At 70.4% G+C, this 18,808-nt stretch carries 15 protein-coding genes and 4 pseudogenes; 5 read left to right on the top strand and 14 right to left on the bottom strand.

Features of this window, described 5'->3' with window-relative positions:
• Positions 1 to 150: 150 nt before the first annotated feature.
• Both AB0B68_RS17635 and AB0B68_RS17630 read left to right on the top strand, forming a co-directional pair.
• Positions 151 to 1,515 carry a hypothetical protein gene (locus AB0B68_RS17635; RefSeq protein ID WP_357261095.1) on the top strand — a complete coding sequence of 455 codons (1,365 nt, stop codon included), beginning with the start codon at positions 151 to 153 and terminating at the stop codon, positions 1,513 to 1,515.
• A gap of 594 nt (positions 1,516 to 2,109) precedes the next feature.
• The gene (locus AB0B68_RS17630) at positions 2,110 to 3,186 is read left to right on the top strand and encodes a cellulose binding domain-containing protein (protein ID WP_357261092.1); all 1,077 of its coding nucleotides are present in this window, start codon (positions 2,110 to 2,112) and stop codon (positions 3,184 to 3,186) included.
• Positions 3,187 to 3,264: 78 nt separating this feature from the next.
• Here AB0B68_RS17630 and AB0B68_RS17625 read toward each other — a convergent pair whose 3' ends face one another.
• Positions 3,265 to 4,302 carry a hypothetical protein gene (locus AB0B68_RS17625; protein ID WP_357261089.1) on the bottom strand — a complete coding sequence of 346 codons (1,038 nt, stop codon included), beginning with the start codon at positions 4,300 to 4,302 and terminating at the stop codon, positions 3,265 to 3,267.
• 762 nt (positions 4,303 to 5,064) lie between these two features.
• Between AB0B68_RS17625 and AB0B68_RS17620 the strand changes: the two are divergent.
• Positions 5,065 to 5,208: pseudogene (locus AB0B68_RS17620) on the top strand (IS5/IS1182 family transposase); the annotation flags it as partial.
• A gap of 28 nt (positions 5,209 to 5,236) precedes the next feature.
• Here AB0B68_RS17620 and AB0B68_RS17615 read toward each other — a convergent pair.
• From AB0B68_RS17615 to AB0B68_RS17595, 5 genes and pseudogenes are all read right to left on the bottom strand, one after another.
• Positions 5,237 to 6,337, bottom strand: coding sequence for a hypothetical protein (locus tag AB0B68_RS17615; protein ID WP_357261086.1), 1,101 nt, complete (start codon positions 6,335 to 6,337; stop codon positions 5,237 to 5,239).
• A gap of 182 nt (positions 6,338 to 6,519) precedes the next feature.
• Complete coding sequence (locus tag AB0B68_RS17610) at positions 6,520 to 7,623, bottom strand: FUSC family protein (protein WP_357261083.1); 1,104 nt, start codon at positions 7,621 to 7,623, stop codon at positions 6,520 to 6,522.
• Positions 7,624 to 8,189: 566 nt separating this feature from the next.
• Positions 8,190 to 8,337: pseudogene (locus AB0B68_RS17605) on the bottom strand (site-specific integrase); the annotation flags it as partial.
• Between the two features lie 17 nt (positions 8,338 to 8,354).
• Positions 8,355 to 8,519, bottom strand: a pseudogene (locus tag AB0B68_RS17600) (pentapeptide repeat-containing protein); the annotation flags it as partial.
• A gap of 310 nt (positions 8,520 to 8,829) precedes the next feature.
• Positions 8,830 to 9,186, bottom strand: a pseudogene (locus AB0B68_RS17595) (HD domain-containing protein); the annotation flags it as partial.
• Positions 9,187 to 9,235: 49 nt separating this feature from the next.
• On the opposite strand from AB0B68_RS17595, the gene AB0B68_RS17590 reads away from it, so the two are divergent.
• Complete coding sequence (locus tag AB0B68_RS17590; RefSeq protein ID WP_357261080.1) at positions 9,236 to 10,135, top strand: ABC transporter substrate-binding protein; 900 nt, start codon at positions 9,236 to 9,238, stop codon at positions 10,133 to 10,135.
• A gap of 84 nt (positions 10,136 to 10,219) precedes the next feature.
• On the opposite strand, the gene AB0B68_RS17585 is transcribed toward AB0B68_RS17590, so the two are convergent.
• From AB0B68_RS17585 to AB0B68_RS17565, 5 genes are read right to left on the bottom strand one after another with little or no spacing between them, the layout of a single operon-like run.
• Entirely contained in the window at positions 10,220 to 10,900 is a 681-nt protein-coding gene (locus tag AB0B68_RS17585; RefSeq protein ID WP_357261077.1) for an ATP-binding cassette domain-containing protein, read from the bottom strand.
• Complete coding sequence (locus AB0B68_RS17580) at positions 10,897 to 11,901, bottom strand: ABC transporter ATP-binding protein (protein ID WP_357261074.1); 1,005 nt, start codon at positions 11,899 to 11,901, stop codon at positions 10,897 to 10,899. Before AB0B68_RS17580 ends, AB0B68_RS17585 begins: the two co-directional genes overlap by 4 nt.
• On the bottom strand, positions 11,898 to 12,782 hold the full coding sequence (locus AB0B68_RS17575; protein ID WP_357261071.1) for an ABC transporter permease: 885 nt from the start codon (positions 12,780 to 12,782) through the stop codon (positions 11,898 to 11,900). The genes AB0B68_RS17580 and AB0B68_RS17575 overlap by 4 nt, the downstream gene beginning before the upstream one ends.
• Entirely contained in the window at positions 12,775 to 13,794 is a 1,020-nt protein-coding gene (locus tag AB0B68_RS17570; RefSeq protein ID WP_357261068.1) for an ABC transporter permease, read from the bottom strand. Before AB0B68_RS17570 ends, AB0B68_RS17575 begins: the two co-directional genes overlap by 8 nt.
• A complete protein-coding gene (locus tag AB0B68_RS17565; RefSeq protein WP_357261065.1) occupies positions 13,764 to 15,362 on the bottom strand; it encodes an ABC transporter substrate-binding protein in 1,599 nt (532 codons plus the stop codon). Before AB0B68_RS17565 ends, AB0B68_RS17570 begins: the two co-directional genes overlap by 31 nt.
• A gap of 189 nt (positions 15,363 to 15,551) precedes the next feature.
• Between AB0B68_RS17565 and AB0B68_RS17560 the strand changes: the two genes are divergently transcribed.
• Entirely contained in the window at positions 15,552 to 16,052 is a 501-nt protein-coding gene (locus AB0B68_RS17560; protein ID WP_357203458.1) for a signal peptidase II, read from the top strand.
• On the opposite strand, the gene AB0B68_RS17555 is transcribed toward AB0B68_RS17560, so the two are convergent.
• The 3 genes from AB0B68_RS17555 to AB0B68_RS17545 are packed head-to-tail and all read right to left on the bottom strand — an operon-like array spanning position 16,041 to position 18,792.
• The gene (locus AB0B68_RS17555) at positions 16,041 to 16,643 is read right to left on the bottom strand and encodes an LUD domain-containing protein (RefSeq protein WP_355006198.1); all 603 of its coding nucleotides are present in this window, start codon (positions 16,641 to 16,643) and stop codon (positions 16,041 to 16,043) included. The two genes, AB0B68_RS17560 and AB0B68_RS17555, sit on opposite strands and share 12 nt — an antisense overlap.
• Positions 16,640 to 18,085 carry a LutB/LldF family L-lactate oxidation iron-sulfur protein gene (locus AB0B68_RS17550; RefSeq protein WP_357261063.1) on the bottom strand — a complete coding sequence of 482 codons (1,446 nt, stop codon included), beginning with the start codon at positions 18,083 to 18,085 and terminating at the stop codon, positions 16,640 to 16,642. Before AB0B68_RS17550 ends, AB0B68_RS17555 begins: the two co-directional genes overlap by 4 nt.
• On the bottom strand, positions 18,082 to 18,792 hold the full coding sequence (locus AB0B68_RS17545; protein WP_357203463.1) for a (Fe-S)-binding protein: 711 nt from the start codon (positions 18,790 to 18,792) through the stop codon (positions 18,082 to 18,084). The genes AB0B68_RS17550 and AB0B68_RS17545 overlap by 4 nt, the downstream gene beginning before the upstream one ends.
• Positions 18,793 to 18,808 lie beyond the last annotated feature (16 nt).

The raw sequence follows: 18,808 nt of genomic DNA, 5'->3' as shown, positions 1-18,808 counted from the left end.
CCGTGCGCGGTGCGGTGGGGCACGCGCCGGTGGCCAAGCCGCCGTTCGGCGACAGCGCGACGGCGTCCCGCAGGCGGCCGGTGAAGAGATCACCGGCGGCGAGCCGGGCGGCCGATCCCTTCGTCGGTCAGGGCTACATGCCCAAGAGCCGTGGTCGTCGTGCGCCATGAGGCAAGCCGAGGCGCCCGCAGCGCCCGGTGCGGTGTGGCCTCCAATAGAGGTCGCAGTGGTCGGGGGACGATTGCCGATAGTGTTTTCAACCACACTGTCCGCGCTTACCGAGAGGGTGCTGCCATGAGCTCTGGTCGTCGGCGGCTGTTGCGAACTGTTGCCGCCGCGCTGTTCCTCCTCGCCGGGTTGGCTGTCCTTGCCGCCCCCGCCGAGGCGGCGAAGAAAGGTCCAGACCTCGCGGTCGACGCGTCGGGGACACGGATCGCGCTGGGGGTCGAGAGGAAGGTTGTCTATCTGAAGATCAGCAACCTGGGGGACGAGACCCCGAGCGAGGTCGTCGTCGATGTCCGTCAGCCACCGCAGGGCCCTGACCCCATACCGGTCTCTCTGCTGTGGCATTCCGGGGGTGGTGTGGGGGAGTGCGACGGTGATTTCGGCGGGTTCTACTGCCGACTGTCGCCGGAGTTGATTCCGGGGCCGGGCGAAACCGTCGACGTTCCCATCGACGCGCTCGTCTACGGGACGGCGCCTTACGAGGGCAGGTTCGAAGCGTCGGTCAGCATCCGGCCGGACGAGGACGCGAATCCGGCCGACAACACCAAATCGTTCCCGCTGACGCTGGTCGACGAGCCCAAGGCGGACCTCTCGTTGGTCGCTCGAGACGTGCAGCAGTCCGTGCGGATCGGTGCCGACGGCATGCCGACGCCCACCGGGACGCTGCACCCGGGTGAGACGGGCGCTGTGTGGCACACCGTCGCCAACCAGGGTCGGAGAACGGTCAGCGGTGTGCGGGTCACATTGCGTCTGCCCAAGGGTGTGACCTTCACCAGGAAGCCGGAACAGTGTGTGCTCGCCGACGCCGGGCGATCGGCCGTCTGCACCTACCAGCGCCTCACACTCGTTCCGGCCGCCGAGGACATCGACCCGAACGACACGATCTACTCGGCGGTCGAGCTGTACAACCTGGTGACGACTGCGTCATCCGCCAGCGCGCCGGCGACGTTGCGGGGCGGCACCGTGCGGGTGGAGGGCCTCGCCGAGCAGACGACGACCAGCCCCTCCACGCCTGCACGAACCAACCTGCCCGCGAACGCCGTCGCCGTACGGGTGGCCGACGTGGACCCCGGTGACAATCGGGACGGGTTCGCCGTGGTGCTGGCAGCGAAGGGCGGTGGTGGTGGCGGTGGCGGTGACGGCGGGTTGCCGGTCACCGGACCGCAGGTCGGGTTGGTCGGCGGGATCGGCATGGCGGCGTTGGCGGCCGGAGGCGTGTTGATCCTCGCTGCCTGGCGTCGCCGGATGATCCTGGTGCCGCCCAAGGACGCCGGGTCCACCCGTAGCTGAGACGCCAGGCGACCGTGCCGCCTCCGCGATGCGCACGAAGGCGGCACGGCCGCCGGTGTTCGACTTGTCCTTCACGCCAATGTTGTCGATCGGAGGTGCGCTGAGCAGCCATCGCACGGGCCACGCCGTGGTTGCCAACGCCAACAGTGTCGTGCCGCCGAGCACCGTGCCTGTAGGTGCGCTGTGGATCGATGCCGAACGTTGCGGGTGAGCTCGGTGGAGCCGGCGGCGGTTCCGCCATTCGAGACACCGATCCCACGGGCGGCACCCTGACCTGGCACTGCCCACTCGCCGGTCCACATTGCGAGCTCGCGTACCCGGCGCTCGGTTTTCTGCCGGGACTTGGCCGCCCACTTCGTTGCGTTCTTTGGCGCGAAGTCGTCCAGGAACTGGCGGTCAGTCGCGGTCCAGGCGGGAAGCTGCGCTATCCACTCTTCTGCCTGCTCGGCGCTGTGGCCGCTACCGAACAGCCATGGGCGGGCTGTCCGTTGTCCTGCCGGCGGCAGGACTGCCGGGCGCGCCTTGACAGGGAGGCGGAACAGCAGGACAGTCGACATACCCATAGACACCTAACTATCTACGGCGAGGTGTGCCATGCGGAAGTCGCTGACTGCTGTGGCCGCCATCGCTGTTGCCATGGTCGCGATGATGGCCGCGATCTCACACGCCAGTGCGGCGTACGCGGTGGCCGGGTGTCGGGTGAACTACGTCGTCACCAGCCAGTGGACCGGTGGCTTCCACGCCGACATCGCGGTCACCAACTTGGGTGACCCAGTCAACGGGTGGACGCTGCGGTTCGCGTTCCCTGCAGTCGACCAGCGGCTCACGCAAACCTGGAGCGCCACCTGGGCCCAGGCGGGCCAGCAGGTCAGCGCGACCAGTCTGGGCTGGAACGCGACCCTTGGCACCAATGGCTCCGCGAACATTGGTTTCGTTGGCGCCTGGTCGGGCAGCAACCCCGTACCGGCGTCGTTCACGCTCAACGGCGTCGCGTGCACCGGCGGCGTCCTGCCCAGCGTGACGCCGACCCGGACGACCACACCGCCGGTCGCTGACTGGCCGGCGATCGTCACCTGGCTCAGCCCGAGCGCCGGCGCGGTGTACACCACGCCGGGAACCGTCCCGCTGGCGGCGACCGCGACCGTGGGAGGCGGACACAGCATCACGTCGGTGTCGTTCCGGGTGGACGGCGTCACGGCGGCCCGGGGGGTGAGGACGACCGGTGACCGGTACGAGGCGCTGTGGACCCCACCGATCGGGGAGCCCGGCACCAGCACCACCTTCGTGCTGTACGTCTCGGCCGGCACCGACCAGTCGCTGTCTGGCGCTGCGCCGCCGTTGCTGGTCACGGTGGTGACGCCGGCGTCCACCGGCAGCAACCACCCGCCGGCGGTGGCGTTGAGCACCCCCGGCGGGCAGACCTACTTCCTCGAGCCGACGACCGTCACGCTGGTCGCCGACGTCGCCGACACCGATCCCGGGGACCTCGTCAGCCGGGTGGAGCTCTACCTCGGCGCAACCCGGCTGGCCGTGACGCCGACCAACAGCGGACAGCGCTACCAGTTCCAGACCGCCCTGTCGGCCGGCACGTCGTCCACCTTCACCGTGCGGGTCCTCGATTCCCACGGCGGCCTCGGCATCTCGAACCCGCTGACCTTCACCATCCGTTAGCGCGTCGGCCCTCCGTTAAGGGCTGACCAGTCCTTCCACTGGCCGTCGATACGTTGCGAGTCGGCACGGTGCTCGGGGTCAACTCCCGGATGGCGCTCCTGGGTATCGGCGTCGCCCGGTGCTCGGGGCCGGGGTGCTCGGGGCCGGGGTGGATTTCGGCGGTGGCGCGACGGCCGTCAACGGCCCTGGGATACCCAACTCCTCCACCACCCGGATTCTCTTCGCCGGTATCTCTTCCTTGGTCTGAAAGTTGTTTGGGTCGCCGCTGTGGTCGTGGCGCCACGCGTCGTTGCCGTCGAGGGCGCTTTTCGGCATGTCGAAGGCGAGGACGATCCCGCCCTCGACGGCGACGTCGCGCAGGGTTGGCTCGCCGCGTTTCTTCCCCATGGCCCATTCGGTGTGCTGCCGGGCGTAGGACAGTGCCACGTCGAAGTCGAGGGTGACGGTGTTCCAGCCCTTGTCCTTGCTCTCGCTGGCGACGTCGTGTTTCTCCCAGCGCTTGCAACCGATGTCGCTGCCGGCTTTGCCCGGCATCAGCCCCGTGGCCTGGATGCCGTCGCCGTAATAATTGCACCGGTTGGTGCCGTGGTAGAACCGGTAGACGTCCGCGGGCGGCGGCTCCTGAGGCGGGTTGGCCAACAGCCACAGCTGTTTCTGCACGTTGTTGTGCCTCAGAAACGCCTCCTCGGTGGATATGTCCACGCCGAGGTGCTCGAATGCGGTGGCCAATCGGTACAGGATCAGCTTGTCCGCGACGGCGACAAGCTCTGGCGCGGCGTACTTCGGGGACAGCACGATGGTGTTGGTGCCCGGCACGTGGTCGCTGCCGACGGGCGTGTGGAGAAGACCCACCGTCAGTGGCATGGCGTATCGGGTTTCAAGAGTTCTCACGACATCGGCGACCACCTGCTCGGCCGCGAACCAGTGCGCCAGACGCGCGGACAGTGTCTGATCCGGGACCGGTGCTGATAGTTGCGCCTGTGCAGGGTCAGCGGTGGCACCCCGGGGCGGGCAGGTCGGCCCGTCGAGATGGACAGGCCCCGTGGGGGCACCGGATTGGAAGGGCACCAGTGGGGGCCGAGGAGTCTGCTCGGTGGGCAGGTGGTTCGGCTGCATTCCGTGAAGTTACGCACAGCCACCGCCGCGAGTAATCGTGTAGTCATCAAACAGACCCGGGGATGTCTTGGTTCTCCGGTCTTGGTCAGCTCCATGACCGACCGCAGCCATCGTGATGATGATTAGGAGCGATGAGTGCCTCCGCCATGGGCGACCAGCGACGGGGGGACGTGACGCGTCCCGGCGATCTACCAGGAGTACGGCCACTTCGCCGCCACGCTGGGCGGCCGGCTCGGCACTCCTGGCCAGACCCTTGTGAGCCACCTGGACGCCCGGAAGTTCAACTCCCGCGAAGAGGACGTCCGCTCGGAGCGCTACTACCCGAAGATCTTCGATGGTCCATCCAACCCAGACCTCAATGCGCTGCTCACGGTGTTCCAGGCGATGCTGAACTTCGCACACATCGCCAGCACCGGCGGATCTGGCGCCACCGACTACTCCGCGTTCAAGATTCGCTTCCTGACGCTGTACCAGGTCCTCGGCAGCCTCCGCATCCTTCGCGACAACCAAACTCCGAACGCTTACGAGCCGTTCCATTCAGTTCATCAACAAGCTGGTCGGCTCGCCGGAAGCCCAGCTGATCCTGACGCCTGCGGCCAAGCCGTTCCGCAACACCCCGATGCACTACAACCTCAACCCCAAGGTGGACAAATCACGGGTCAACATCGGAGCGCCGCTATTCGGACTCGTCCCCGTCTATTTTCCGGCGCACGACGCGGTGACGTTCGCGGCGGCTATCGACGAGTGCATCGCCGCGGCAGCCACCGGCACCACGCCAAGATCCGGGCCGTCGGCGAACGCGCCGTCGCCACCCTCAAGGGCTGGGAAGATCCTGACCAAGCTCCGCTACTGCCCCGACGTGCTACCACGATCGTCCAGGCCATCCTCGTCCTACATCACATCTAGGCCAGCCAGAACCCACGATGAAAAGGGCTCATTGGAGGCTCCATAGAAAGAGTTGGAAGGGGTCCTCGCCGCAGGTGAGCCAGGTGCCGTCGCCGAGGGCCATAGGGTCTTCCGAAACGGGCTTCGGATACTGGACCTGGTCGAGGATGTTCCCGGATGCTGTGTCGATCAGCCAGTGCCGGGTCTCCTCACTGCCTTCGATGGTGCTCGCGACGATGGTGTGTTCGTCGACGAAGCCGCACCGGTAGCCCCAGGGGGTTTCTTCCTCGGCGTCTGCCGGCCTATGCGGCCGGGGGTCGGCGGTGACCTCGCGGATCACCGCGCCGTCGGGAAGACGGTGGACGGCTGGTTGCTGTCCCCAGTGACTGATTGTGAGGAACCGGGTTCCGCAGGGGCTGACATCGACGAGGCTGCGGTCGTCGTCGCCGATGCGGGTGACGGTGAGTCGAGTTCCGTCCCACCGACCCCACAGCAGCGGGGCACCGTCCTGGCCCTCTCCGACGCTGAGGCCCATCTGGCTTGGGTCGGGGTGCGGAACGTGGTGGGAGCCGGCGGCTACGGTGCCGGTCGAGGCTCGTCCCAGGAGGCGGCCGTCGGGGGCGTCGAGCACGAGCCATTCCTCGTCGAGTTTTGACTCGGTGTCATCGGGAAGCGCGGTACGCACGTGCGCCCATACCGTTGAGCCGTCCGCGCTGATCCAGCAGGATCCGGTATCGGGGTGGCGGTGCTCGCGGCTGTCGGCGTAATCCTGGTATGAGTCGTGATACGACAGGCAGGCGGACGACCAGCACGCGTGAGGCACCTCCCAGCGCAGCGCGCCGGCCGCGTCGACCGCCCGGAGCGCGTGCTGACCGCTGAAGACGGCAAGGTTGAGGGTGGGGCTCACCGCATCGATCCCGCCAGCCCCGCGCGGCCACGGGGCCGGAAACCGGGCGGCGGGGGCGTCGTCGCCGGCTGTCAGCCGGTCCAGGTCGTACGCCAGCAGTTCGTCGTCGCGGCGAATCACCACGAGCCGGCGGTGCGGCCACCGCTGCACGGCCGGGGTGTCGGCGGTGCGGGCGGTGCCAAGAACGCGAGGAGAGTTCGGCGACACACGGAAGGACACCGACAGGCGCGGGGCGATGGCCATTCGTGCATCCTGCCAGCCCCTCGCGTAGGGCGCGGCCGGTGACAGCGCCGCCCGGAGCGCTGTGTCGGTCGGCTCGACGCTGACTCCCAGGAGGGGAGGTGAGTTCCGCAGCGCAGGCATCGGAACAGGTAGGCGGTGGGCTCACCATTGCGGTCGAGCCGGTGGAGGAACTCTTCGGTTTCCTACGCCCGGCTCAGCCCGAGCGCCTCGTCCACCCGGTCCAGCACCATCACGTCGTCGTGGCCGACGCCGCGTAGCAGGTCGATCGCGGTCGCCCGGATCTGTCCGACGATCATGGTGACCGGCAGCGGCGGATCGGTCCGTAGCAGGCCCGCGGCGATCCGGACCGCCTCCAGGGCCGCCGCGTCGGCCCGCTGCGCGTGCCGGTCGGCGTCGGTGCCGCTGAGGTCGCGGGCCAGAGCCTCCCCGGCCGACCGTACGGCGGCGCTCAGCGCGCCGATCGCGGCGGCCAGCTCCGGCGGCGTGGCCGTTTGCCGGCGGGTCAGGGTCACGCCGGCCCGGGCCAGCACCCGGATGTTGCGGGCGGCGTAGTCGAGCTGCCGCAGCGTCGCCTCCACCTCGACGAGCTTGCCCAGGTGCCGGCGGCGCAGTCCCAGCCGCAGCGTCTCACCGGTGGCGAGCACGGCGGCCTGCAGCTGGGCGACGCAGTCGTCCACCTGCCGGGCCTGGTCCAGCGCGGCGCGGGCGGCATCCTCGTCGCAGCCTTGCAACCCTACGTTCACATTGTCGAGCAGGCCGGCCAGGTCGGTGTAGCTGCGCAGGGCCTGCGCCACCAGCGGCGCCAGCAAATCGCGGGCGGCCATCAGCTGGCTGGCGACCAGCGCCACCGCGCCGCCGATGAGCGCGTCGACGAAGCGGAACGGCATAAGCGTCCCGCTCGGCGCGGCGACCACGACCAGGTACATGGCCGAGACGGTGGCCTGCACGACCAGGGCACGGCGGGCCCCGATCACCACGAGCGTCGTGGTGGTCAGCAGAAGCACCAGCAGGACGGTGCCGGTGCCCGGGCCCAGCGCGTACACCATCAGCTCCGCGACGAGCACGGCGGCGGCCACGGCGAGCAGGATCTCGACGGTCTGCCGCACCCGTCGCCCGCGGGACTCGCCGAGCACGACGAGCGCGGCGGTTGGGGCGAAAAACGGGTCCGGGTGACGGATCACCATCGCCGCCACGAACCAGGCGGCCACCGCGGCGGTGGTCAGCTCGACCACGGTCATCCCGTCGCCCCGCAACCGCGCCACCGCGTCGCGCCCCCACGTCCGCACCGGTGATACCCCCTCTCGCCGGACGGACCAGGACCGACCGCCGATTGATCTTCTGCGAGGAGGACCACTACCCGGCCCCTGAACTGCTCAATCGCTCGGGTGACGGGCGGCACCCGGGGGGCGGGTGGCCGCAGGCAGCAGCGGGGCTATCTGCGCTGAGATCACCTCACCGGCCGTGCGCCTCGGCGCTTCGGCGTCCCGGTCGCGTTGGCCAAACGTCGGCCTCGCACTGCTCGGCGAAGACGTGCCGAAGCGGAGACCCGAGGCGCCTGGGCGACGGGAGGGTCATGGGCCCGGGATTAGGGGAGCAGGGTGGGAGCAGCCGGGTGTCCTGAACGGCGTTGAACTGCATCCAATAGCGCACAACGGCGCTCAACTGCACCTGCCTCCACCTGCGGCTTCTCGTTTCTGCAGGTCAGAGTGCGGACGGCATCCTGTTTCACACGGAAGAGGTCGCCGGTTCGATACCAGCATCGCCCACGCTCAATTCCGCAGGCCAGAGGCCGCTTGCCGAGTTCGCGAGGTGGCCTTGTGGTGTCGTGCAGCAGCCAGGTACCGCAACGGCGTCAGTGGTCGAGTGGATCGCCAAGGCGCTTGAGGGCATCCCTGGTCGCCTTGTTCGATACCTGGGTATAGATCTCCATCGTCACGGAGAAGTGGCGTGCTCAGCACCTGCATGGCGACTCTGGGGTGGACGTCGAGGTCGGTGAGCAGCCCGTGTCACGCAGGTCGGCATCTCGCAGATCGCAGCCAGAGAAGCTGGCACCGCGGAGGGAGGCACCCCGGAGGTCGACGCCACGGAAATCACACAACTTGAATGAGTGTTTTCCAAGTGCGCGATGCCGAAGATCGCGACCCGCGAACGATTTCTTCGTCGCGCCGGGCAGGATGCTCATCCGCGAACGGTAGCGTGGTCGTCCGTTCCTGAACCACCGGCTTTCTACTTACTGACCGGCGAGGCATTCGGCAGGGCAGGACAGCCGTCCGCTGGCTCTCGGGTCTCAGGACCCGCGTGACAGATCAGTCCCGGGACGTGGGTGACAGGTCCGGCTAGACGATCTTGTAGTTGGTTGTGGGCTCTTGCCGATGGTCGGTCAGGTAGTCGGTTGGTCGTATTCGGCTTCGAACTCTGATCTGCGTTGCCCTCGTCTTGTTTGATCGACTAGGTCCCCTCTCTTGATCAAGGCAACGCCGAGTATTGAACGCTTACTCCTGTGGCGGGGGAGTGAGCCAGGCCAGGGGTTGTCCGCTGAGAGCGGCGTCGGCGAGGCGGTGGGCGCTGGCGGTCTTCAGAGCCGCTCGTGAGCTGTCGATCCAGCGCTGCACGTTGTCGATGCCCTGGTGGCGGTACTCGACGGCTTGGACGAGGCATTCCAGCTTGTCAGCGTCGCGGGCGAAGACGGCTTCCAGCGTCTCGCCAGCTTCGTGTTCGGCGACGGCCGCGGTGATGACGTCGGCAACGGCCGGGGGACAGGCGGCGACCTGGTCGGCGGTGACGGCGGTGTTGGGTACGGCGGTGAGGTAGCGCTTGGCGATGTGTGGGATGTCAGTGATCCGGGTCTCGCTGTCGGGGAATGGACGTGGCTCGGTCGCGCCTGGTAGGCAGGCGGTTGTGCGCATCGTTTCCCTGCTGCCGGCGGCCACGGACATCGTGGCCATGCTCGGCCTGACCGGGCACCTGGTCGGCCGTACCCACGAGTGTGACTGGCCGCCGGGGGCCCTGGCCGACGTCCCGGCGGTGACCGCGACGTCCCTGCCGGAGACCTTGACGAGCCGGGAGATCTCGGCGGCGATCGCCGGTGACGCGCACCGAGGCTCGTCGTTGTACCAGCTCGACGTCGCCATGCTGGAGGGGTTGAAGCCGGATCTGATCCTGACGCAGGATCTGTGCGACGTGTGTGCGGTCTCCTACCAGCGGGTCAACGCTGCGGTTGGTCTGATCGATCTCGACACCAGGGTGATGTCCCTGGAGGCGCGGACCATCGACGGGATTCTGGACACTGTCGATGCCGTGGCCGCGCTGACCGGCACCGAGGGCAGGGCGGCAGAGATCCGAGCTGACGCCGAGCGTCGCCTCGCCGCGTTGCCGGGACCGGTGCCCGGCGCGCCGACGGTGCTGTTCGTCGAGTGGCTCGACCCGTTGATGCCGGGCGGGCACTGGGTTCCGGAGCAGATCACCTACGCGGGTGGGCGGTCGCTGCTGCTCGGGCCGGGTGCGCACAGCACCCCGCACCCGTGGTCGGTGGTCGCCGACCTGGCCCCCGACGTGGTGGTGTTCGGGCCGTGCGGGTTCACGCCGGAGCGAACCATCGACGAGCTTTCCGTGGCGACCGAGCAACCCGGCTGGGCGGACCTGCCAGCGGTGCGTGCCGGGCAGGTGTGGGTGGTCGACGGGCCTGCCTACTTCAACCGCCCCGGCCCGCGAGTCGTCGACGGCGCGGAGATCCTCGCCGGCATCCTCGCCGGCCGCCCCGACTCCCGCGCTCGGCGGGTGCCCCTCGACGTCGGCTGACGCTGTCGCGCCCGAGCGGCGGAGGCGGACCTCCGATGCAGATCGCCCGTTGCCCCCGGCATTCGCAACGCCCCGCAGTGCGGGTCAGGTGCGCGCCCTCGCTGCACCGGCGAGGTCGACGATCCGGTCACTCCAGTGGTCCAGCAGGGTCTGGTCGTGGCTGATGACCAGCACCCCGGCCTGCTGGGTCCGCTGGTAGTCGCGGATGACGCCGGCGACGTGCGCCTGAGTGGAAGCGTCCAGCATCGCGGTCGCCTCGTCGCAGAGCAGGTAGTCCGGGCGGTGCGCCAGGGCCCGGGCGAGGCAGGCGCGTTGCAGTTGCCCGTCGGAGACAGCGTGTGGCCGCCGGCTGCGCAGGTCGGCGGTGAGGCCGACGAGGTCGGCGAGTTCGGCCACCCGTTCGCGGACCGCCGGCTCGGGCGTCCGGGTGGCGCGTAGCGGTTCGGCGATCAGGCCGGCGAGGCTCAGTCGAGGGTCGGCGGCGGCACGCGGGCTCTGGAAGAGGGCGGCGACGCGGGTCCGCAGGGCGACCGGTACGGCGTACCGGATGCCGTCGACCGGGGTGCCGTCGATGCTGACCCGACCCTGATCGGGGCGGTGCAGCAGGGCCAGGACCCGAACCAGCGTCGACTTTCCGCAGCCGGAGGGCCCGCGCAGCCCGACCGTCTCTCCCCGGCTGATCCGCACTGTGACGCCGTCGAGAACGACCTGGCGGCCGTAGGAGACGGTCACCTCGTCGGCGAGCAGGTGCTGCGGGCTGGTCACGTGGGGACTCCCGTGGGGATCGGGTGGTGGCAGGCCACCGTGCCGCCACCGGCGGCCGGTGTCGGCTCTGGTCGGTCCGCGCAGGTGTCGGTGCGGCGTGGGCAGCGGGGCGCGAACGCGCAGCCGGGTGGCAGCGCGGTGAGCATCGGCGGGTCGCCCGGCACCGGCCGGAAGGCCCGGTCCGGCAGGGCGTCGAGCAACGCCGAGGCGTACGGGTGGGTCGGCGCGGTGAAGAGCTGGTCGGTGTCGCGGTGTTCCACTATGCGGCTGGCGTACATCACGGCGACGGTGTCGGCGACCCGTTGCGCGGCGGCCAGGTCGTGCGTGATGAGCACGACCGCGGAGCCGTTGTCGCAGCGACGTCTCAGCAGGTCGAGGGTGTGGTCGACCAGGGGTCGGTCCAGCCCGGTGGTGGGCTCGTCGGCGATGAGCAGCGCCGGGTCGGGTGCCAGCGCGAGCGCGGTGACCAGACGCTGTGCCATGCCACCGGAGAGTTCGTGGGGGTAGCGGTCCAGGTCCGCCGGGTCGAGCCCGACATCGACAGCGAGCTGGTCGGCGTCGGCGCGGTCGCGGCCGTGCGCCCGCAGCGTCTCGCTGAGCAGTCGGCGTCCGGTGCGTACCGGGTTCAGGGCGGTGGCCGGGCTCTGCGGCACCAGCCCGACGCGGCGCCCGCGCACCCTGCGAGCCAGGTGGCGCTGACCGCAGGTGATCAGGTCGACCGGTTCGCTGTCCCTGTCGTGCAGGACGGCGTGGCCGGTGGTGGTGGCGTTGCCGGGTAGCAGGCCGAGCAGGGCGTGGGCCAGGACGGACTTGCCGCAGCCGGACTCGCCGACGATGGCGAGCAGTTCGCCGGCCCGTAGGGTGAGGCTGAGGTCGGTGACGGCATGCACCGTCGTGTCGCGGAGCCGGAACTCGACGCCGAGGCCGTCCACTGTGAGCAGCGGCTGACCCGCGGTGGTGCGGGGAAAGGCCGGGGCCGAAACTGATTCGGTGGTGGTCACAGGTGCAGCTCCGCTCGGACCCGGGGATCGAGGCGGTCGCGCCAGCGGGCGGCGAGGACCGCGATGGCGAGAGTGACGACGACGATGACAGCGCCCGGTGCCAGGCTCGCCCACCAGGCACCGGTCAGCAGCGACCCCTGACCGTCATTGATCATGTTGCCGAGTGAGGCGAGGTGCGGAGGTAGGCCCAGGCCGAGGAACGACAGGGCGGTCTCGTGCCACACCGCGTGCGGGATCATCAGGGTGGTGGCCAACGCCAGCCGGGGCAGGACGTGCGGCAGCAGGTGTCGGGTGAGGACCCGGAGTCGGCCGGCCCCACCGCTGATCGCGGCGTCGACGAACGGTCGGGTCCGCAGGCTCAACAACTCGGATCGGACGATGCGGGCGGTGGAGAGCCAGTGGGTGAGCCCGACGGAGGCGATCACCGCGCCGAGGCTGGGACGCAGCATGGCGACGATGAAGATGCCCAGCAGCAGGTGGGGCATCGCGGCAATGGTGTCCACGACCCGCATCAGGATCCGGTCCACCCGGCCGCCGAGCGTGCCGGCGATCCCACCGACCGCGCCCCCGAGAACCGTGGCCACGAGGGCGGCGACCGCGCCGACGAGCAACGAGACCCGCAGTCCGTAGACGGCCCGGTGTGCCACGTCGCGGCCCAGGTCGTCGGTGCCGGCGAGGTGGGTCCAGGACGGTGCCGACCGGGTCTGGTCCAACGCGACCGCGCTCTGGTCGAGCGGCCAGACGAGCGGTGCGAGCAGCGAGCCAGCGACTGCCACCAGCAGGACAAGACCGGCGATGACGACACCGGTCTGGCCGGGTCGCAGCCGCAGCCGGGACCGGGCCAGGTGGAGCAGCGGCGGTCGGGTGACAAGGTCAGCCATCGAGTCGCACCCTCGGGTCGGCGGCGGCGTAGGCGAGGTCGGTCGTGAGATTCGCGGCCAGCACCACGGCGGTGGTGACCAGCGTGATCGCCGCCAACAGCGGGAAGTCGCTGCCCAGCGCGGCGGCCACCGTGACGGCACCGAGGCCCGGCAGCGAGAAGACCGTCTCGACAAGCACCGCCCCGCCGACCAGCTCGGGCAGGTGGGTGCCGACCAAGGTGAGGAACGGCAGCAGCGCGGTCCGTAACGCGTGCCCGAACAGGACCGTCCGCCCGGGCAACCCGCGGGCCCGCGCCGCGAGCACGTGGTCGTCGCGCATGCTCTCCGCCACCGCGTCCCGGACGAACAGCACGAACCACGGCGCCTGGGAAACGGCCAGCACTCCGACCGGCAGGATCAGGTGGTGCGCCACGTCGGCCCAGGAGGTGCTGGTCGCTGTGACATCGGTGAGCCCACCCGCCGGAAACCAGCCCAGGGCCAGCGCGAACACGGCGATCGCGGCGAGGCCCAGCCAGAACACCGGCATCGACTCGACCGCGTAGGCCGCCGCCCGCAGACCCCGGTCGAACAACCCACCCCGGCGGTACGCGGCCAGCGCACCCAGCAGCAGACTGCCGACCAGGACCAGGGCGAGGGTCACCCCGATCAGCAGCAGCGTCCAGCCGGCCCGGGCGGAGAGCACCGAGGCGACCGGCTCGTGACGACTCGTCGACCAGCCCAGATCGCCCTGGACCAGGTTGCCGATCCAGCGCAGGTACTGCACCGGCAGCGGGTCGTCGACACCCCAGTTGGCGCGGATCTGCGCCAGGTTCTCCTCGCTGGCGGTGAAGGCCGCCGCGCCCGCGTACTGCTTGGCGGGGTCCACCGGCGAGGCGGCACCCAGGGCGAACATCCCGATGCTCGTCGCGGCGAGCACGGGAACGGCTACCAGGAGGCGGCGTCGGACCACCGCCCCGGCCCCGGCCAGTCGCCCGGAGCGGGTCACGAGCGCGCCCAGGTGTTGATGTTCCACCAGATGCTGTTCGCCACCCCGTGCTCGTGCGCCTCGACCCGGGGGGCCGCGCCCTGGACGGAGGACTTCAGCACGTAGGTGTGCCGCAGGTAGGTGAGGAACAGCCACGGCACGTCGGCGGCCAACTGCTTCTGGAACTGCGCGTACGCGGCCTTGCGAAGAGCCGGGTCGATCTGGTCGCGGCCCTCCTGCAGAGCGCGGTCCGTCACCTCGGAGCGGTACGAGCCAGGGTTGAAGTAGCCCTGCCCGGCGAACCGGGAGCTGAACAGCTTGTACGAGACGAAGTCCGGGTCGTACGGCGTGCCGTAGCCCATCAGCAGGGCGTCGGACTTCATTCGCGGATCGATGGCGTCCCAGGTGAGCCCGGCCGGGGTGACCTCGATGCCGATCTTCTTCGCGTCGGCGGTGACGGCCAGGGCCAGGTCCTTGCGCAGGGTGTCGGTCGCCGGGTACATCAGCGTGAACCGGGCCGGCCGGCCGTCCTTGGCCCGCACCCCACCCGCACCGGGCTTCCAGCCGCCCGCGTCGAGCAGCGCGCTCGCCGCCGTCGCGTCGGCGGTCGGCGTGCCGACCGTCGAAGGGTCGGCGAACTCGGAGGTCGGGGGGACCGGCCCGAACGCCGGCTCGCCGGCGCCACCGAGGATTCCGGACACCATCGCGGCCCGGTCGACGGCGAGGTTGAGCGCCCGGCGGACCGCCGGGTCCGCGAGGACCAGGTTGCCCATCGGCAGCATCACGCCCCGGTAGTCGGCGGTCGGCACCCGCTGCACCCGGTACGCGGTGTCGGAGTCGAATCCGGAGGCGAGCTTCGGCGGCAGCTCGGCGGCGTCGAACTCACCGGCCCGCATCCGCTGGGCGCGGACGTTGTCGTCGGCGACGAACGCCACCACGACCCGGTTGTTCGCCGGCCGGCCGCCGAAGTAGCGCTCGTTCGCGGTGAGCACCAGCCGGTCACCCGGCGTCCAGGACTCGACCCTGTACGGCCCGGTCCCGATCGGCTTCCGGTTGAACCCCGTGGTGTTGATGTCCTGCCCGCTGAGCAGCTTCGACGGCACGATGCCGAGGGTGAGTCGCTGGAGGAACGGCGCGTACGGGTAGCGCAGCCGGAACACGACGGTGGCCGCGTCGGGCGCTGTCACCGACTCCACCATGTCCAGGTCGGAGCGGAGCGTGGAGTCCACAGTCGGGTCCAGCACCGCCTGGTAGGTGAAGGCGACATCCGCCGCGCTCAGCGTGGTGCCGTCGTGGAACTGCACCCCGTCACGCAGTGTCGCGGTCACTGTGCGTCCGTCGCCGGACAGCACCGGCAACGCCGTGGCCAGCCCAGGAACGAGGCGGTTGTCACTGTCGCGGGCGACGAGCCCGTCGAAGATCAGCGCGGCGCCGTCGACGCCGAAGTTGAGCACCGGGTTCAGCGCGTCGGGCTCGTCGGAGGTGGCCACGACCAGGGTCGCGCCGCCGGCTGGGCTGTCCGGGGTGGTCGGGGCCGAGCAGCCGGAGAGGACGAGCGTCCCGGCCGCTGCTGTCGACGCCACGAGGCGTCGGAAGGTCGGACGGATCCGGGTCACGGAACGCTCCTGTGGTGTGGGGAACGGGGTGCGGGCGCGCGGGTGCAGCCGCCTTCAGTGATGATCACGGTGGCACAATTGCAAGTCTTTTGCAATTGCCACACACCTGCATCATGCCCGGCGCGGCCCGTCGGACGGGGCCTCGCTCTCCGGTGGTGACGGTCACCGGTGACCGGCTAGGGTTCCGGGATGTTCCGCGCCGTCGTGTTGATCGCTGCCGTGGTGCTCGCCGCCGATCAGGCCTCCAAGTTCTGGGCCGAGTCCGCGCTGTCCGACGGGCAGACCATCACGCTCCTCGGTGAGCTGCTGCAACTGCGCCTCGTCTACAACCCGGGTGCGGCCTTCTCGATCGGCTCCGCGTACACCTGGATCTTCGCGGTGTTCGCCGCGGCGGCGGTGGTCGCGGTGACGATGGTGGCCCGGCGGGTCACGTCGCGTCCCTGGGCGGTGGCGTTGGGCCTGGTGCTCGGCGGCGCGACGACGCACCTGCTGGACCGACTCTTCCGCGAGCCGGGGTTCGCGCGGGGGCACGTGGTGGACTTCATCGACTACGCCGGGTTCTTCGTCGGCAACATCGCCGACATCGCCCTGGTGGTCGGCGTGGGCATCGTCATGCTGCTCAACGTGCGCGGCGTCCCGCTGCGGAACCAGGCGGACGAGACCCGCGAGCAGGTGTCGTCAGACTCCTGAGCTGACCAGGACGACCTCCAGGCGGCGCGGGCCGTGCACTCCCTCGACCCGGTTCAGCTCGATGTCGCTCGTCGCGGACGGGCCCGAGATCCAGGTCAGAGGCGCGCGTGGGTCCAGCCGGGCCAGCGCCTCCGGCAGCAGGCCGACGACCTGGTCGGTGCGGACGACACAGATGTGTCGGTCGGGCACCAGGGTGAGCGCGCGTCGCCCCTGCGTCGGGCCGGCGTCGAGGATGATGGTGCCCGTGTCGGCGACCGCCACGGCACAGCCGGTCAGGACCGCGTCCAGGCCGTCGAGCGCGGCCGGTGACAGCGGGGGCGCGTCGCGGTGCAGCTCTCCGGCGTAGCCGTCCAGCCAATGGGCGGGGGTGTCGGTGGGGACGGCGAGCCGGCCGACCTCGCCGAGCAGCCGGTGCAGGGCCTCGGTGCCACGGTGGACGACGGCCCGGTAGTCCTCCAGGCGGTCGACGAGGGTTTCGATCAGGTCGGGGTGGTCGCCGACCCGGCGATAGCGGCGGGGCACCTGCACCGGCGGCGGGCTGTCGGCCAGGGCCGTCCGGAGCCGCGCCAGGATCTCGTCACGTGCGCTCACTGTTTTCCCCACCATTCCCGGAAGGTCTGCGGCGCGGGCAGCGGCAGGTCACGCGACCGGGTCCACGCCGACGCGGGCCAGGGCAGTCGCCGCAGCGTGCGAGCGCCGGTGCGCCGCTGACGGTACGCACCGAGCGGCCCCGCGCCGGCCCGGGCCAGGCGCAGGGCGGCGGCCCACCGTCGTGGGCTGCGCATCACCCAGGACAGGAGCCGCATGGTGGCCCGTTCCGCTGGCGGGTGCGGTGCCTGCTGGCGGAGGTGGACCAGGATCTCCGGAATGTTGATCTTCACGGGGCACACGTCGTAGCAGGCGCCGCAGAGGGTCGACGCGTACGGCAGTGAGGCGTTGTCGGCAACGCCGGTCAGCTGCGGCGACAGGATCGCGCCGATCGGGCCCGGGTACACAGAGCCGTACGCGTGCCCGCCGGCCCGTTCGTACACCGGGCAGACGTTGAGGCACGCGGAGCAGCGGATGCAGGACAGCGCGGGCCGTCCGACCGGGTCGGCGAGCACAGCGGAGCGGCCATTGTCGACGAGCACGACGTGCACGTCCTGCGGGCCGTCCCCGGGGGTGACGCCGGTCCACATCGAGGTGTACGGGTTCATCCGCTCACCGGTCGAGGACCGCGGCAGCAGTTGCAGGAAGACCTCCAGGTCGGTGAAGGTCGGCAGCAGCTTCTCGACGCCGACGACGCTGATCAGCGTCTCGGGGAGGGTGAGGCACATGCGGCCGTTGCCCTCGGACTCGACCACCACGAGGGTGCCGGTGTCGGCGACGGCGAAGTTCGCTCCGGAGACGGCGACCCGGGCCGAGAGGAAACGCCGTCGCAGGTGAGCGCGGGCCGCTTCGGCCAGCGCGGCCGGTTCGTCGCTCAGGTCGGGCGGCGCGTCGGCCATGCGACGTTCGAAGATCTCCCGGATCTGGGCCCGGTTGTAGTGGATCGCCGGCACCAGGATGTGCGAGGGCGTGTCCTCGCCGAGCTGCACGATCAGCTCGGCGAGGTCGGTCTCGTACGCGGCGATCCCGGCGGCCTCCAGCGCCTCGTTGAGCTCGATCTCCTGGGTCGCCATCGACTTGACCTTCACGACCTCGTCGGCCCCGGTGGCCCGGGTCAGCTCGACCACGATCCGGCACGCCTCGGCCGCGTCGCGGGCCCAGTGCACAGTGGCGCCGGCGGCGGTGACGGACGCCTCGAACTGCTCCAGCAACTCCGGCAACCGACGTTGGACGTCCGCCTTGATCGCCGAGCCGGCGGCGCGCAGAGCCTCCCAGTCGGGTACCTCGTCGACGACCCGGGCTCGCTTGGCCCGGATGGTGCGGGTGGCCCGGTGCAGGTTGGCCCGGAGTTGCGGGTCGGCGACGGCCGGCCTGGCGGCGGTGGGGAACGGCAGCGGGGTGCGGATCCGCCCGCCCCCGGTGGCGGGTGCGACCGGATGGCTCATGAGCTGGCTCCCGTCTCGGCGAGAATCTCGGCGTAGTGCACGGCCCGTACGCCTGAGCGGTGGCGGTCGAGACCGCCGCCGATGTGCGCCAGGCAGGAGTTGTCGGCCGCGGCGAGCACCCGTGCGCCGGTGTCGCGGACCCGGGCGCACTTGTCGGTGAGCATGGCGGTGGAGACGTCCGGGTTCTTCAGTGCGAACGTGCCCCCGAAGCCACAGCACTCCTCGGCGTCGCCCAGCTCGACCAGGTGGATTCCGCGCACCTGGCGCAGCAGGGTCAGCGGTCGGTCGCCGAGACGCAGCATCCGCAGGCCGTGGCAGGTCGGGTGGTAGGTGACCGTCTCGGGGAACTCGGCGCCGACGTCGGTGACGCCGAGAACGTCGACGAGCAACTCGGACAGCTCGTACGTGCGGGCGGCCACCGACGTCGCCGGCGCGTGCAGGCGCGGGTACTGGTCGCGGATCATCGCGGTGCACGACCCGGACGGCGCGACGATGGCGTCGTAGGAGTCGAAGACGTCGACGTAGTTGCGCACCATCGGCATGGCCTCGGCCCGGTAACCAGTGTTGGCGTGCATCTGCCCGCAGCAGGTCTGGTCGGCGGGGAAGTCGACGGTGTGGCCGAGTCGCCGCAGGATGCGGGTGACCGCGATGCCGGTGGCCGGGAAGGCGAGGTCGTTGACGCAGGTGATGAAGAGGGCGATCCGCATGGCGGCTCCTCGGATC

It is taken from the genome of Micromonospora sp. NPDC049049 (genome assembly GCF_040649115.1).
Taxonomy (GTDB): domain Bacteria; phylum Actinomycetota; class Actinomycetes; order Mycobacteriales; family Micromonosporaceae; genus Micromonospora.
The sequence above is the reverse complement of the archived record's forward strand: the minus strand, read 5'-3'. Positions and strand labels throughout refer to the sequence as shown.